Origin of the sequence: Spirosoma endbachense (genome assembly GCF_010233585.1) — a bacterium.
In the GTDB taxonomy this organism is placed as follows: domain Bacteria; phylum Bacteroidota; class Bacteroidia; order Cytophagales; family Spirosomataceae; genus Spirosoma; species Spirosoma endbachense.
Genome location: NZ_CP045997.1, coordinates 5,276,875 through 5,292,724 on the forward strand (window position 1 = coordinate 5,276,875; position 15,850 = coordinate 5,292,724).

General features: G+C 47.5%; 11 protein-coding genes. 4 read left to right on the forward strand and 7 right to left on the reverse strand.

All coding sequences use genetic code 11. From position 1 onward, the window contains the following. Window positions 1-52 precede the first annotated feature (52 nt). The gene (locus GJR95_RS21245) at window positions 53-664 is read left to right on the forward strand and encodes a hypothetical protein (protein ID WP_162387769.1); all 612 of its coding nucleotides are present in this window, start codon (window positions 53-55) and stop codon (window positions 662-664) included. Between the two features lie 119 nt (window positions 665-783). Next, window positions 784-2,865 carry a DUF5723 family protein gene (locus tag GJR95_RS42190; RefSeq protein WP_232540814.1) on the forward strand — a complete coding sequence of 694 codons (2,082 nt, stop codon included), beginning with the start codon at window positions 784-786 and terminating at the stop codon, window positions 2,863-2,865. A 47-nt stretch (window positions 2,866-2,912) separates the two neighbouring features. On the opposite strand, the gene GJR95_RS21255 is transcribed toward GJR95_RS42190, so the two are convergent. Next, complete coding sequence (locus GJR95_RS21255; RefSeq protein ID WP_198424728.1) at window positions 2,913-3,908, reverse strand: glycoside hydrolase family protein; 996 nt, start codon at window positions 3,906-3,908, stop codon at window positions 2,913-2,915. Between the two features lie 99 nt (window positions 3,909-4,007). Here GJR95_RS21255 and GJR95_RS21260 point away from each other — a divergent pair, with 99 nt between their 5' ends. Then, the gene (locus GJR95_RS21260) at window positions 4,008-5,579 is read left to right on the forward strand and encodes an OmpA family protein (RefSeq protein ID WP_162387770.1); all 1,572 of its coding nucleotides are present in this window, start codon (window positions 4,008-4,010) and stop codon (window positions 5,577-5,579) included. Window positions 5,580-5,606: 27 nt separating this feature from the next. Here the strand turns inward: GJR95_RS21260 and GJR95_RS21265 are convergent, their stop codons facing one another. Together GJR95_RS21265 and GJR95_RS21270 are read right to left on the reverse strand one after the other, a co-directional pair. Further along, window positions 5,607-7,001, reverse strand: coding sequence for a Gfo/Idh/MocA family protein (locus GJR95_RS21265; protein WP_162387771.1), 1,395 nt, complete (start codon window positions 6,999-7,001; stop codon window positions 5,607-5,609). Window positions 7,002-7,230: 229 nt separating this feature from the next. Continuing rightward, window positions 7,231-7,992, reverse strand: coding sequence for an NIPSNAP family protein (locus GJR95_RS21270; RefSeq protein WP_162387772.1), 762 nt, complete (start codon window positions 7,990-7,992; stop codon window positions 7,231-7,233). Window positions 7,993-8,146: 154 nt separating this feature from the next. Between GJR95_RS21270 and GJR95_RS21275 the strand changes: the two genes are divergently transcribed. Next, complete coding sequence (locus GJR95_RS21275) at window positions 8,147-9,109, forward strand: alpha-E domain-containing protein (protein WP_162387773.1); 963 nt, start codon at window positions 8,147-8,149, stop codon at window positions 9,107-9,109. A gap of 30 nt (window positions 9,110-9,139) precedes the next feature. Here the strand turns inward: GJR95_RS21275 and GJR95_RS21280 are convergent, their stop codons facing one another. The 4 genes from GJR95_RS21280 to glgB all read right to left on the reverse strand — a co-directional run bounded on the left by GJR95_RS21280 (window position 9,140) and on the right by glgB (window position 15,671). Then, window positions 9,140-11,992, reverse strand: coding sequence for a PAS domain-containing protein (locus GJR95_RS21280; RefSeq protein WP_162387774.1), 2,853 nt, complete (start codon window positions 11,990-11,992; stop codon window positions 9,140-9,142). Between the two features lie 21 nt (window positions 11,993-12,013). Then, on the reverse strand, window positions 12,014-12,406 hold the full coding sequence (locus tag GJR95_RS21285; protein ID WP_162387775.1) for a response regulator: 393 nt from the start codon (window positions 12,404-12,406) through the stop codon (window positions 12,014-12,016). 338 nt (window positions 12,407-12,744) lie between these two features. Then, window positions 12,745-13,515, reverse strand: a complete 771-nt coding sequence (locus GJR95_RS21290; protein WP_162387776.1) for a hypothetical protein — start codon at window positions 13,513-13,515, stop codon at window positions 12,745-12,747. Window positions 13,516-13,664: 149 nt separating this feature from the next. Next, entirely contained in the window at window positions 13,665-15,671 is a 2,007-nt protein-coding gene (glgB, locus tag GJR95_RS21295; RefSeq protein WP_162387777.1) for a 1,4-alpha-glucan branching protein GlgB, read from the reverse strand. Window positions 15,672-15,850 lie beyond the last annotated feature (179 nt).

The following is a 15,850-nucleotide window of genomic DNA, read 5'->3' on the forward strand; positions in this document are numbered from 1 at the left end:
GTTTGAGTAGTAGTTGTATTGATTCGCCTTACTGAATAAAAATACGTTAAGGATGAAAACGATCTCTGCCTTCTTGGCTTCATACAGCCTGGTTGCCGTTGTTATGGCCCAAACGCCTACTGTGCCTTCGCCCGATGTGCAGATTAAGGCCGCAATTCTGGCTGCTCCGGCAGATAAACGCGACGCAGCAACGGTATATGGTTATAGCGCAAAGAATGAGTTTGTCGTGCTGCGGAAAGGGACAAACGAACTGATTTGTCTGGCCGACGACCCCGCTCAGAAGGGATTGAGCGTGTCGTGCTACCATCGCGATCTGGACCTGTTTATGGAGCGGGGCCGGATTTTGAAAAAGGAAGGTAAAAAACCAGCCGAAATCCTGGCTATTCGCGAGCAGGAAACCAAGGACAAGAAGCTAATAATGCCCACTCATCCATCGACGTTGTTTTCGTATACGGCAAAAGATGAGAATTATGATGTTGCCACTGGTGACGTGAAAGACGGTTATTTGCGCTATGTCGTTTACATTCCCTATGCAACTGCCGAAAGCACCGGGCTTCCTCTAAAACCCGAAGCGCCGGGTATGCCCTGGATTATGGATCCGGGTACGCACAGGGCCCATATCATGATTAATCCACCGGTATCGACAACGGCTGCTCATCATTGATTAAGCGATTATTATATATAACGTTTTCACTAAAAATCGCCGTGTACTAAATCACCCAAGTACAGTTTTGGATAGGGGCTTTTGATTTCGCATTTTTGCCAGTATATCATGCCTCCTCTATGCCCAAACGTCTACTTATTGGTATTCTTTGTTTAGTGCCTGGTTTTCTGATTGCGCAGCGGATGACTGGTTATCAGCTTAGTAATTATGCTGGCACCAATGGGTTAACTTTAAATCCATCTTCAATTGCTGATTCTCGCTGGGGGACTTACGTTAACATAGGAACAGTATCGTTTCAGGCTGCCAATCAGCCTCGCGTGCCATTGGCAACGCTTTTCTTTGCTCAGGCTAATATTAAACTGCATGGGCAGAGCCTGGCCATGAAAGAAGTTGATATGCATGGGCCGGGGGCTATGTATCAATTGCCTAATAATCATGCATTTGCGGTTACTACCCGATATCGGTCCGATCTTAATCTGACCGGGGCTTTTGACCTGATCGACTGGTTTCAGGGAAGCACAGCACCCCTGGCAGATATTAACCGTTCGGCTCATTTGACATCAACCGCTTTCGGTGAAATTGCTTTGTCGTATGCACTGCCAATATTTGTTAAGGATCATCATTTTGTTAAGGCGGGGGGAACCTATAAATACATTCGTGGTCTGCAAACAACAGAATTAGCGGCCAACGGGAAATTCGGAGCACCTTCTGATTGGCTTGGCTATTCACTTAACAGCCTGACAACGACTTACTCGGACCTTATTACACTAAATCAACTGACTTTTGGCGATGCTCTTTTTGGGAAAATACCCGGAACAGGCAATGGCTTCGATATTGGATTTACATATGAATTCAGGCCGGAGCCCGAGTCGTTTTACTATCCAATGGATGGCAAAACGCTTGTCGATGCGTCTGCAACAAAATATAAATTCAGATTCGGATTATCGCTTCTGGATATTGGCAGTATCCGGTATAAAAATGCCAGTTCCTGGATGGTTCAGCCACGCGATGGAACGCTTCTTCAGTCGGAGATAAAGCCGCCCAGAACACCTACACAGGTAAGAGATGCCGTAGCCCGATCGCTGGGAATTGTACCTGAGGGCACAATTGGTGATCTGACGGTGAAACTACCCCAGACATTGTCGGTTCAGTTGGATGCTCAGGTCCGTAAGGGCTGGTTTGTCGGGGCTGCCTGGTGGAAACCCACCCGACCAGCGGCAGATAGGGCGGCCATTGCTCAGCATCGGTCCGAACTTATAACATTCGGCCCTCGCTATGAATCGGCTGGCCTGGAGTTTTCGGCGATGGTTAATTACTGGCAGGATTTGGGTAAGGTATCACTTGGTACGCACGTTCGGATCGGCATGTTCACGATCGGAAGCGATAATTTAGTTGGGTTTATTGCGGATAATGGCATGGCAGCTCATCTCTTCGCGGGTGTAACCTTGCCCATTGGAGCGAAGCGGCCAAGGGATAGCGATGGGGACCATGTTTCTGACCAGCGTGATTTTTGTCCGTCTGTACCGGGTGTCTGGGCTTTTCAGGGTTGCCCCGATACCGACAGCGATGGCATTCAGGATAAAGACGATAACTGCCCGCAGGATGCCGGACCAAAATCTAACAAAGGCTGTCCGGATTCTGATGGTGATGGTATTTTAGATAAAAACGATGCCTGTCCTCATGAAGCAGGACCGGCCAAATACAACGGCTGCCCAGATACCGACGGTGATGGTATCGCCAATAACAACGATGAATGCCCAACTGTGGCCGGTTCGGCTGCTATGGCCGGTTGTCCGGATACTGATGCCGATGGTCTGCGCGACAATCAGGATACCTGTCCAAACGAAGCAGGTTTGAAAGAACTTGACGGCTGCGCGTTGAAAGTGGTAGCCAATAAAGATACTACCTTATCAGAACAGGATCGGTTGTTCGTTAGTCTGTTAGGGAAAAGCTGGTTACGAGGGGTTCAAGGCAATAAGGCAGTTTTGGAGCAACTAAAAACTTACCTGACAGCTAACCCTACCCGATTAGTAATGCTGGAATTTTTGGGCGGAAATGAGGAGCAGTTGGTTCGGGTGGCCACGCTTTTTAAAGATGATCTGGGAACCTATTTCGGTACTTCCGATCGTTTCCGTTTTACGGTAAACGTCATTACAGGACAAGCGCCCGGCCTGGCGGTAAAACTGGGGAATAGTCAGTAGCAAATCCATGTCGGTGAAAAGGTGGTCTGCAGACAGGGCGTAATTTGTTAACGGGGTGTTTGCAGACCGGGCCAGTTCCATGTTTTTAGATCATCGCTCCAGGCAATTCCGATCGATGCATTTTTGTCAAAATCACCGGCTTCTTCGGTTAATGGACCCGAGCCGTGAAAGAACATGACGTATTTTCCGAACAGAGGTTCGTTCTTCATGTTCAGCACCGTACCTGCGGTTAGCCTGCCTTTGGCCCAGGGCCAATCTGCCTGTCCTAAAGTAATGAGGTTACCCCAGTCTTTCCAGGTTCGTAAATCGGTTGAGCGCTTGATGGCTATCCCGTTTTTCGGCGAATGAATCAGAACGTATTCGTTATTCTCCACCAGCACGCAGGCATTTTCGCCGGAATCTGTATGCCCAAAGTAGGTCCAGTCGTGGAGGTTATAGGAATAAGACATACTCACCCCGTTCTGCTTGTAAAAACACCACCATTTACCGGGTTCATCTTTATCGGCCAGTAAATACGGATCGATCATTCGGCCCATGTCGTGTTCTGACACGGTTGGGCCTTTAACACGCAGAAGCTCGGGTTGGCTCCAATAACGCAGGTCGCGGCTCCGAATGGTAAAAAGCCGGGCATCACCGCTGCCGAATCGGGGCATTTGCTGAACTGTGTAATCAGGGCGAGGGTAGGTTTGCAGGCAAAGAACCCATTCGTTATTGTATCGAATAATATTGCCAGGGCTACTATAATCAAGACGTTGATCGCGGGGTGTCAAAATCTGTATTCGCGACCAGCGACGCAGATCTTTGGATTGGCTCATGGCTGTATAAGAATATACCTTGCCACTGTCTTCGATCCGTACCAGGGTAAAAAAGAGGTATATTGTGTTGTTGTAATACAGCACTGCCGGGTCGCGATAAGCCGTATGGTCATCACCCTGAAACAGAACTGGCGAGGGTATTTCAGCAAGTATATTCTTAGGTGTAGAATTGGTCCATACCTTTAGGAGTTGACAGCCTATATACAGCCAAAGTAGTAAGATGTGCATACGATTTTACCGGTTAACTATCTGATCTGACTACAAGTAAGCTGTTCGGATTTTTGATTAGGTCTTTCGCTGTTACCGCACTTGCAAAATTAAAAATAGATGGCGAATTCAGTAAGCCGCGATCGATTGGGCGTAATCGCCTATTTAATTGCCCGGATAATAGTGCTGGGAGTGCCGGTTTTGAGTTCATTGGCGCAGGACCGACTGGATTTTCGGGCTAATAGCCAGTTCATCAATAAAACCACTTATGAAATCTACACTATAATTCCCAAAGATTTTCGGCTACGGTCTATCCATGCAGACGATAAAGCAGATACTATTACCGTAGTGACAAAAGATGCTGAACAACCTCTGTTAGTTACAGCCATTGCAGCGGTCATACCGCCAACGGCATCGGCTGATTCTGTAAGAAAACCGAATGGTTCGGCTCAACTGGCGATAACAATTCAGGTAATTGATTCCGAAACGAAGGAGCCTGTTCCTGGCGGGAAGCTGAGCGTGACCGACCAGACCCAACAGACGTTGATACCCGTATTTGACAGTCTCAATCAACAGTTTAGTGTGTCGGTAGTGCCGGGCACCTCACTCGCTGTTCTGGCATCTGCTTCCGATTATGTATCCGCTAAAATACAACTCGCTAACCTGAATGCTTCACGACGGATTACGATGAAGTTGATGAAGCTAAAGCCCACTGTACTGACTATCAAAGTGTTTTCGATGTCTATTCGTCAGCCTCTCGCATCGGCCGTAGTCAGTATTACCTCCCGAATTACGGGTAAAGCTGAGCGGTTCGAATTACCCACCGGCCGGCTTGAACGTATATTTACAACCTCTGATGATCTTGATATTCAGGTTAGTGCAGCTGGCTATACGTCCATAAACCGACGATTAGCCATTGACGTACCACTATCAGGCAAGCTTTATGAGTTCGATGCCGAACTGGATAAAATTACACTTGGTCTGACCATTCGGGCGGTCGACAATCAAACGGGGAAAGCAGTGTCGGGAGCCACATTCACACTTTCGGGCCCGACAGGAACTCCACCGGTTCCCGTAAAAATAGACTTTGCAACCGGTCTGGCTACTGCAACTATACCCGGTAAAGGAACGTATCAACTGACAAGTGTAGCTCCGGGCTACGAGGATTTTACGCGGTCGATTGTCCTGGATAAAGAACAGAATGAGGTATTGGTTAAATTGTCAGCTAAATCGCCTGCTACTGCTGAAAAAACGGTCTTATCCGAAGCCCAGCCAACCGATAAAGCAGCAGTGGAAACGGCCGCTTTATCGGTACCTTCTGTCACAACAAAAACCTTTGGCGTCATTGAAAAAGGTAAAAGCATACGCCTGAACAAGATTTATTTCGATCAGAGCAGTCCTGTTCTGCGACCAGAATCGTATACCGAACTTAATCAGTTGTTTGACGTGCTGTCGAAATATCCATCACTGCGCATCGAAATACGTGGTCATACCGATAACCAGGGCGATTTTGATCTGAATACGCAGCTTTCCCGCGATCGCTGTCAGGCCGTAGTTGACTATCTGGCTGGTAAAGGAATTCGTAAAAATCGGCTACAGGCCGTCGGGCGTGGATCGCTGGACCCCGTTGCTCCCAATAACAACGAAGAGAACCGGAAGAAAAACAGGCGGGTAGAGTTTATGGTACTCTAACCCGACTCGCGTCGACAGCCTTTGCCGTCAGGCGGATTCGTTGGGTTCCGGGCCACGAAAGGCGTCCTTTTTATCGACTCCAGCGAGCTTTATGGGCCGCCCTTCCCACGCTGATTGGTAGATCGCTTCCATGATTTTCTGATCCTGAAGGCCTTCTTCTCCAGGCGTAAAGGGTCGTTTGTTTTCAAGGATGCATTCCGAGAAATGATCCATTTCGGCCGCAAACTGATCCTGGTCGCCAATTTTGTGCTGAATAACCTGATTTTCTTTTCCCTGTGCCTGGCTCGTTTCTAACTGCAAACCCGTATAGGGAAATGCCGGGTCCATTTTGATCCAGCCCGTATCGGCCAGCACCTTATAGTTTTTGTCATCGTGATGACCATAACTGGTGGCACAACTGGTTTGTACCCCACTGGGAAATTTCATGAGCCAGTTGACCTGCTCTTCAATTTCCTTAAACCGAGGATCATTGGGTGTGCTATGAACATAACCAACTACTTCCGTTGGTTCTTCGCCCAGCAGATATCGAATTGTGTTCAGGCAGTATAAACCAACGTCGGGTAACGAACCACCACCGGCCAGCGCCTTTTTAAACCGCCAATGGTCCGGGTTATCGGAGTTTTGCCCGTTGTTAGCCATGATGGACTTGACCTTACCGAATTGTTCTTTCTGAATCATTTCACGTACAATCCGGTGATGAGGTTCATATTGAATCCGATACGCAATCATTAGCTTACGGCCCGCCTTTTGGCAGGCATCGATCATCAACTGACATTCCTGTGCGCTATTTGCCATTGGCTTTTCGCAGAGAATATGCTTGCCTGCCTGTGCCCCCCGGATTGTATATTCGGCATGCATCCCGTTAGGAAGCACGATGTATATGGCCTGTACTTCTTTATTGTCGCGTAGTTTGTCGTAATCGGCGTAGCTGTAACAGCTCTCTATTCTGACGCCATATTGGGCGGCTACTTTCTGCATTTTTTCGGGACTACCGCTAACCAAAGCCACTACTTTAGATTTTTTGCAAGCGCCAAAAGCTGGTAAAATCTGGTTTAGTGTCAGATGGCCCAGACCAACCAGGGCATAGCCAATGCGCTGATCTTCAGGTAACGGGGTTGGCGTTGGTGATTCCTGCTGTTCTGTTTTTGCTTTGATCTGTTCCAGCTCTATTGGCTTGGTAGAATCGGTAGGTACTTTGGCGGGGGGAGAAGTAGCAGGTAGTTTGGGCACAGGTCCACTGGTCGTATTGACCGTTGCGGAGGCCGATAAATTGGTTTCCGGCTTTTTATCGCACCCGATAAGTGCACTGCCGACTGCGCCAGCAACCAGACCTCGACTGGCTGTTTTTAGGAATTGTTGCCGGGATACCATCGGCAAACGGGACTGATCGAGCAAATCAACCAGATGATCAATCGATTTCATAACGTTGTAGTTTTGCTAAAGCAACCTACCTACAACCGCTTTGTTAAGAAAAGTAAGCCATTGATCGCACGAGTTGACCAGTCCCTATCATGCTGGTCGTTACATACTGATTGACTCGTTTCGTATTGATGAAAAGAATCAGTTTATTACAGCGTGAATTTGGTCCTGAGGTGCTTATTGATCTAATTTTTACGGTCAGATCAATAAGCACCTCAGGACCAAATTCAGCTTACTTAATCGGAGAATAATCAGTTGGTTTCATGTAAACCGATTCCACTTTTGTGGTTAACGGTCCGTTTTTTTCTGATTCTTCTTTTACCTTAACCCAGACTGGATCTTTACGGAACTCGTCGAAATGGGCTTTGCCTTCTGCTTCACTTGGGTGAGCCAGAATATAGACCAGCTTTGGCTGCCCGCCATCTTTCTCCTGCGTTGTCCAATAGCCAATGTGTGTCATACCATGGTTACTGAAAAGTTTAATGGTATGATCGCGGAAACGAGACAGCAGCGCAGGCAGCTTGTCGGGAGCTGGCGTATAAGTTCTTAATTCGAACGTACGGGCAGGTGATTTAGCACCGGTTTTTACTTCGGGTGAAATATCCGATTCGGTCATGAATATCTGATCCACATGGTCGACCAGTTTGCCGTTGGCTTCGGTTTTGGCCACAACGGCTTTCCATTCCGGATCGCTGCTAAATGCTTTCCATGACGCGTCACGCGCTTCGCGGCTAGGATAGGCCAGAATGTAAATTAACTCTTTGCGAGCCGTATCGGTTGGAGTCCAGTATCCGATATTTTCCATCCCATGCTTCTCGAAAATTTTTGTCGTGTATTGCCGGAATCGGTCAACAATTTCGGCATACTTACCCGGTGTTGGGTAATAAATCCTCACCTCATAAAATTTGGAACTGGGCTTTCCTGGGTTGGCAATAGCCAAGGTTGCTGTACCGAGTAGCAAGCTAAACGTGAGTAGTGAATACAATTTGAACATAGTGTTTTCTATAGAAAAGGAATGGCTGGCAAATTACTTTATTTTTAAATGATTCTTTTGCAAAATAATCATACTAAAGACTTGCGGCTTGGAAAACAGCAATGAAGTTCTATTTTTGTTAGTCACCCTCCGTGATAACCCAATTATTTAACTTATGCTGAGCCGCGTTGCCAACTCTGTTTACTGGATGCATCGCTACATCGAACGGGCCGAAAATTATGCCCGCTTCATGAGCGTTAACTTCAATCTGGCCCTCGATTTGCCACCTAATGTGAATCAGCAATGGGAGCCTCTGCTCATCGCAACGGCCGATAACTACCTGTTTGACAAGTACTATAAGCAGCCGACGCGTGAGAATGTCATTCATTTTATGACTTTTGAAAAGCGTAACCCCAACTCCATTGTTTCGTGCCTGAGTAACGCTCGCGAGAATGCCCGGACGATCCGCGAGGTTATTTCGAAGGAGATGTGGGAGCACCTCAATCAGTTTTACCTGAAAGTGCGCGAAACATCGCCAAAGCAGCAATGGGGAGAGGTGCAAACGCAAAGTTTTTTCACGGATATTCGCAACGATACGCAGCTCTTTTACGGCATTATCGATGCGACGATTACCCGTAATGAAGCCTGGCATTTTGGGCGGCTTGGTCGATTTCTGGAGCGTGCCGATAAAACATCCCGCTTTCTGGATGTGAAATATTTTACCTTATTGCCCGAAATTGAAGCGGTCGGTTCCACGCTCGATCTGATGATCTGGTCGGCGGTGCTGAAGTCGGTTAGCGCCTACAATATGCACCGTCAGCAGTATCGTTCACTGACGCCATCGAGCATTGTTGAGTTCCTTATCCTGGATAAAATGTTTCCCCGCGCCGTTGCTCACTGCATTCGGCAGGCTGAGTTATCGCTCTACGAAATTTCGGGAAATAATATTTCTCATGGCTTCGGGAATATAGCTGAGCGAACGCTCTCCAAACTACGTGCGGAGATTGAATTTACCGAGACTGCAGATGTCTTTAAGACAGGATTACATCAGTATCTGGATCATTTTCAGACGCGTACGAATGAGATCGGGGCTTCCATTTTCGAAACCTATTTCGACCTAAAGCCCATAGAAGTATAAGCCAGAAACCAGTTTTCAGCAGGGAGCCGATTAGAGACTATACCCTGCTGAAAACTGGCCTACGGGTTGTTTCTCTGGCAGATAGATATGAAAACTGGCTCCCTGGCCCGGTTCACTTTCGGCCGTGATAATGCCGCCATGATTGTTTACGATTTTGCGGCATAAGGCCAGTCCAATACCAGTACCACTGTAGTTTTTAGCATTATTGAGCCGTTGGAAAATAGTGAAAACACGGTCGGCATACTCTTGCTCGAAGCCAATGCCGTTATCCTGTACCACTAAGTGGACATACGTGCTGGTCGGATACAGGTTAAGCTGCTCTACGACTTCTATTGGGGTAAGTATATTGGCCTGAATAACAATGACAGGGAGTGTTTCAGAAAACTTCAGGGCGTTACTGATCAGGTTTGTGAAAAGCTGATGCATCTGCAACGGAATTCCTTCAATAATGGGCAGATTTTCGCACTGAATAACGGCCTCTTTTTCTTCGATTAATAGCTCAAAATCGACCAGTACATTGCGTATTATCTGATTGAGATCGATTAGTGCCAGCTGCTCATCGGTTTTTGACAGTCGGCTGTAGTTGAGAACGGCTTTGATCAGGGCCGACATCCGTTGCGCCGATTTAGTTACTTTATTCAGGTAAAGCGTAAACAGTTCGTCATCGTGTCGATTGTCAAGCAGCAGCCCCGCAAAACTTTGAATCTTTCGTAGGGGCTCCTGAAGATCGTGGCTGGCGATATAGGCAAATTGTTCCAGTTCGTGATTGGTTCTGATTAGCTCATGGTTTGTTGTTCTCAATTCTTGTGTCTGTTCCTTAACCTGGCGCTCTAACTCCTGCTGGGCCATTCGCTGGGTAGTAATGTCCATTGTAATACCAACCATTTTTAACGGGATTCCTGCCTCGTCATACGTTCCCTGGCCCGAAGCCCTGATCCAATGGATGGAGCCATCCGGCCAGTTGATGCGATACTCGGAATTATAGGTATTCGTCGTCATGATTGCCTCGTCGATGGCTTCCAATACACGTTGGCGATCGTCGGGTAAAATCACATCCAGTAGGTCAGGGAAATTAAAGAGCGCATCGGCTGGAAGGCCAAAATTTGCCCGGCATTGAAGCGTACACTGCATAAGACCCGATCCTAAATCCAACTCATACGAACCTAAACGCCCGGCATTCAACGCCATTTCCAGCCGCTTATTTGCTTTCTGAAGAGCTGCTTCGCTTTCTTCCAGTTCTTTTCGGGCTGCCAGTGTCGGGCGTAAGTCCCGGCCCGTTGCCACTATAGCGTAGGGCTCTCCGGTTGATGGATCGTCGATAATAAATCGCTTAATATCCAGGGGAATTCGTTCGCCTGTCTGAAAATGACGGTAATGCTGTATACCTTCCCACTGCTTTTGAGCCATGGCAACAGGTATCTGTTCCTGCTGTACGATTTTCCAGTCTTCAACAGTGAAGAAATCGCTCATTTGCCTGAACGTCAGCTGGTCATGCGTCAAACCCAGTAACTTTAAACCATACGGATTGACATACAGTACGGGGCCGTCCAGACGGAAAATGCTCATGTATTCCGGACTGCCTTCTACCAGAGACGTAAACTGCTGTTGTTCCAATCGTGCTTCGACTTCGGCGCAAATGTCCTGGGCAATACCGGCAAAACTTCTTGCTTTACCGGATGTATCGTTTAGATAAGTACCCATTACTCTTAGCCAATGGATACTGCCGTCGTTCCAGACAGTTCTTGCTTCGTACTGTAATTTGCCCGTTTGGGCTGCTTTTTCATAAGCTTTATCCCGGATGGGGCGATCCTGCGGCAGGATGTAATTGATGAGTAGATCGCGGGTTAAGTTGGCCTGTTCAATACCCGTAAAGATGGTAGCAAGCGTAGAGGAATAGGCAATAGCATCCGTGGCCAAGTCGACGAAAAATGTGCCTGCTCCCGCGCTTTCTACGGCCAATCTGGCCTGTTCTTCGGTTCTTTTCAGATTTTCCTGAGCCAACACCTGATCCGTAATATCCTGCGCAGTTCCAGCAAAACGGTAGGCTACCTTTTGCTCATTGAAATATGCTTTGCCCTGGCAACGTAACCAGCGTAGCTTATTATCGGTAGCTGCGATTGTTCGGAACCTGCTATCATACCGACCCTTTGACCCTGGTGCTAATACGCGCCGAACCGATTCTTCTACTTCCTGACGATCATCGGGATGGATGTGGTTCAAAACATCGGCATAAGCGACCTGATTATCGTTCGGGAATCCATAAAGCTCCTGGCAGCGCGTGTCCCAGCGAACAATATTCTGTACAGGATCAAGAACCCAGGTGCCCAACTCACTGGCCTCCAGCGCAAATTGTAGCTGCTCCTGAGTTACGTCCATTGGTACCGTAGACTTAGCATTGTCTGTCGTTTCAATGCAGGTTATAAGTATACCGCCAGGTTCAGCCAGTTCGTCTATAACGGGACTGTAACTAAATGTCCAGTAACTATCGTCCAGTTTTCCATTTCTATGGATAGCCAGTACCTTATTCTCTATCCAGACGTGTTCTCCGCTGCTAACTGTGTGATCGATAATCGGTTTCGTCTCAGTCCAGAGTAATGGCCAGGCCGTTGGACCCGGCTCACCTGTGATTGCGGGGTAATTACTCGAATGACCAAGCTCCAGGTGGTAGGTGTCATTACAAAAACAAATCCGTTCGGGACCCCAGAAAAGAAGCATGGGAAGCCGGGAGCCGAGCATAATGCTTAGCGATGTACGCAAACTTTGCGGCCATGTGTCAATTGGACCCTGTGGATTAATCGACCAGTCAATCGAGGGAATCAAGTTGCCCATTTCTCCCCCTCGACTGAGAAAGGGATAAAGAGAAGCCGGACTATGCGTTTTCATGATGAACTGGTCTCAGACAGGCTAACAGTTCAGAAGCAATTTTGACAACTCATCAATCAGGTCAGACACTTGTGCGGGCTTTGTTATAAACCCATCTGCCCCAAGTTGTTTTGTCTCCAGGATATCCTTTGCTTCAGACGATGTTGAGTAGATAAAGATTAATGCGTGCTGCAGGTGGGCAATTTTTTTGATTTCCGTTAGACATTGCTTGCCATTCATTCCTGGCATGTTTAAGTCCAGGAAAATATATTGAGGCACAAAAGTCTCATCCTGCCGAAGTTTTCGCAGTGCTTCCGCTCCATCGTCAACAAAGGAACAGGCAATTGACGAATCCAATTTTCTTAAAGCTAGCAAAAAAATTTCCTGATCGTCTTCGTCATCATCAATTAAAAGGCACGTAATCGGTGAGTCCATGAAGTGTTAAATGGGCAATGCTCGGCTAAGATTTTGTCAATTAAATGTAGTAGATCGTGCTAACTTATAGTGATGGCGGTAGATTGGTTATGATTATCGGGCAGTAAATCAAACTAGTGCTTACTGAATAGTTGATCTATAAGCTGAAAGCCTGAGCTGTCAACTAGTTACTCATGCCGAAAATGAAACTATTTATAGGAGGAAATGGCTCACGTAGGACTTTCGCTCAGATGCGTGCCACGGTTACTGGTGCTGCTCCCAATAACCGTGGCACGCATCTGAGCGAAAAGTCATACGACTGAAAGCTGTTAATTTTTGGCTGGTTAGCCAACGGAGAATCAATAAAATATGGGTAATGTAAGCGCTACATACACCATCCCTGCCCGATTCCGAAATCGATTGTTATCGGCTACAATATCGCGGTTATTTACGGTGATTTCAGTTGTCAGCCATTGATACCCCACTTTGGCGGCAAAGCGTTGGCTGACATGAAAACGGGCATATACTTCTGTAGAAAGTGTTCCAAGATCATTGTCGCCCAGCAGCCGCACGTTTAGCGTGCTGGGACGATTCTGCTGGAAAGCGTTAACTCCCTGAAAGAAAAGAGTCGAATCAGCGCCCGCAGGTGTCTTTAGGTTGAATTTTCCATTCGATGACCAATAGCGGCCCGTGCGCGACTTGCCAAATGTGAAACCTAGCAGGTCAGCGCTGACCCCTAATTCAACCATACCCAGGTTGAGCTGCGCCCGAACTCCTGCATTCAGGGAGGTCATCGTTACGTAATCGAGCCGAACCGTGTCAACATTACGGACAATGAGAGGCTCCGCGAGTGCACCAAAACCACTTTTTCCCCGTGTTAGCCGGGCAGGCGCTGTGTAATAATTCAAATTATCGCCGTAAAAAGCACCCAGACGAAGCGTCCAGCCCAGAGAGAATAATTTCCGCTCACCTACATTAATGAGCTGATAATACGTAATGGATGGATTATAATTGTTTTTTGAATAGGCCATGCCCAGATCAAAACCACTCTTCAGGCGAGCTGCTACCGGCGATTGGGCAAAACTAGGAATGGAGAAAAGGGTAAGTACCGCAACAATTATTTTCTTCATGCAAACGAATCAGGATGTATGAGCCGGTAAAGATAGGTGCTGAGCCGGTATTACACTGATTTAAGGATTAATCTGATTTTGTCGCCTAGCGAACGGTTCAAAATCAAGTTAATCCTTAAATCAGTGTAATCGCACAAAAAACTATGTTATTAGCCAATTTTTAGGGCAATAGCACCTAGTGGCGGCACATTTAAACGGATTGATTGCGGGCGTCCATGCCACGAAGATTCTTCACTCTGAATTGGTGATGTATTGCCAATGCCACTACCATAGAACTCGGTGGAGTCACTATTGAAAATTTCCCGATATGAACCCGAAGTTGGTACGCCAATGCGGTAGTCGGAGCGGGGAATCGGAGTCATATTGAGAACAATCAGCAAACTGTCTTCGGGGCGATTGCCTTTACGGATGTAGGTAATGATACTATTTTCCCGATCTGATGTGTCAATCCATTCAAAACCGTCGGCTGTGTAGGTGCGTTCGTACATAGCAGGCTCGTTTCTGTAGAGTTTGTTTAAAGCTCGAACGCAGGCTGCCATGCCTTTATGAGGAGCAAATTCCAGCAAATGCCAGTCGAGGCTGTCGTCGAATTTCCATTCTGATGTTTGCCCAAATTCACCGCCCATAAACAGCAGTTTACTGCCGGAGTGCGTAAACATATAGGAGAACAATAGCCTTAAATTGGCAAAACGTTGCCATTCATCGCCCGGCATTTTACCAATAAGCGATTTCTTGCCATACACGACCTCATCATGCGAAAGGGGGAGCATGAAGTTTTCAGTGAAGGCATAGACTGTACTAAAGGTCAGATTGTCCTGATGGAATTTGCGAAAAGCCGGATCCCGCTGGAAGTAGCGTAGTGTGTCGTTCATCCAGCCCATCATCCATTTCATGCCAAAACCCAATCCGCCGGTGTAAACGGGGCGCGATACACCCGGAAAAGCAGTCGACTCTTCGGCCACCGTCTGTACATCCGGAAAGCTGAGATAAATCGCTTCGTTAATTTCTTTAAAGAGCGAAATGGCCTCCAGATTTTCGCGGCCGCCAAACATGTTCGGTTCCCATTCTCCGGCATTCCGGGAATAATCCAGGTAGAGCATGGAGGCAACGGCATCGACCCGCAGCCCATCGGCATGGCAACGGTCGAGCCAGAAAATGGCGTTAGAGATCAGAAAAGAACGAACCTCTGGTCGGCTGTAGTTGAAAATGTAGCTTTTCCAGTCGGGATGGTAGCCTTTGCGTGGATCGGGGTGTTCGTAGAGATGTGACCCATCGAACTCATACAGACCGTGTGCATCGCCGGGGAAGTGGGAGGGAACCCAGTCGAGCAATACGCCAATGCCCGCCTGGTGCAATCGCTCGATCAAATGCATGAAATCCTGCGGTGTACCAAAGCGGCTGCTAGGCGCATAGTAGCCTGTAATCTGATAGCCCCAGGAGGGTTCGTAAGGGTATTGCATAACCGGCATGAACTCAACATGCGTGAAGCCCATATCCTGTACATACGGAACAAGCGCATTGGCAATTTCGCCGTAGCTCAGTTCGCGTTTTGGATCTGAAGGGTCACGTCGCCAGGAGGATAAATGAACCTCATAGACCGAAAAAGGGGCATTAAGGGCATTTTTGGCCTTTCGGTTCGCCATCCAGTCCTGATCCTGCCATTCATAGTAAGTATCCCAGACTAATGAAGCTGTTTTGGGAGGAGTTTCCCACCAGTGTGCATACGGATCGCCTTTTTCAATTTCACGTCCTCCTTCATGAACAATGAAATATTTGTAAGATTCGCCCCGGCCCGTGTTCGGAATAAATGCTTCCCAGATACCCGAAGAATCCCAGCGAACTTTCAGCGGATGACTAGCTTTGTCCCAGCTATTAAAACTGCCGATCACAGATACATACCGCGCAGAAGGTGCCCAAACTGCGAAATAAGTACCAACAACGCCGTTAAACTCAACGACGTGTGAGCCAAATTTTTCGTAAAGCTTCTGATGTTTCCCTGCCCGAAATAGATAAATATCGAAATCCGTAAAACGGGAATAGATATCCGATTTCACCGGTTCATTGGTGTTTTGTGGCGAAGAGGCAGGCTGTTCTGGCTGCTTGATTTCAGCCGGTGGAATTGTAGACGGTGACGTCGTGGTTTTGCGTTTTGCCATTGTTTAGGAACTAGTATAGCTACGTTATTGAACGTGATCAGGGCCGGAAAGTTAGAAAAATTCCTTACCGTTCTTCATGAAGCACCTGTACAATCTATCGATGCTTCAATTTTTACTGTTCGTGTTGGGGCGTGGTTGGCTTACTTCGTCAAAGGGTATGTGTGGTTACCCTTTGTAAA

Coding starts and splice junctions, on each gene's coding strand:
- GJR95_RS21245 (WP_162387769.1), top strand. CDS start 53: ATGAAAACGATCTCTGCCTTCTTGGCTTCATACAGCCTGGTTGCCGTT.
- GJR95_RS42190 (WP_232540814.1), top strand. CDS start 784: ATGCCCAAACGTCTACTTATTGGTATTCTTTGTTTAGTGCCTGGTTTT.
- GJR95_RS21255 (WP_198424728.1), bottom strand. CDS start 3,908: ATGCACATCTTACTACTTTGGCTGTATATAGGCTGTCAACTCCTAAAG.
- GJR95_RS21260 (WP_162387770.1), top strand. CDS start 4,008: ATGGCGAATTCAGTAAGCCGCGATCGATTGGGCGTAATCGCCTATTTA.
- GJR95_RS21265 (WP_162387771.1), bottom strand. CDS start 7,001: ATGAAATCGATTGATCATCTGGTTGATTTGCTCGATCAGTCCCGTTTG.
- GJR95_RS21270 (WP_162387772.1), bottom strand. CDS start 7,992: ATGTTCAAATTGTATTCACTACTCACGTTTAGCTTGCTACTCGGTACA.
- GJR95_RS21275 (WP_162387773.1), top strand. CDS start 8,147: ATGCTGAGCCGCGTTGCCAACTCTGTTTACTGGATGCATCGCTACATC.
- GJR95_RS21280 (WP_162387774.1), bottom strand. CDS start 11,992: ATGAAAACGCATAGTCCGGCTTCTCTTTATCCCTTTCTCAGTCGAGGG.
- GJR95_RS21285 (WP_162387775.1), bottom strand. CDS start 12,406: ATGGACTCACCGATTACGTGCCTTTTAATTGATGATGACGAAGACGAT.
- GJR95_RS21290 (WP_162387776.1), bottom strand. CDS start 13,515: ATGAAGAAAATAATTGTTGCGGTACTTACCCTTTTCTCCATTCCTAGT.
- glgB (WP_162387777.1), bottom strand. CDS start 15,671: ATGGCAAAACGCAAAACCACGACGTCACCGTCTACAATTCCACCGGCT.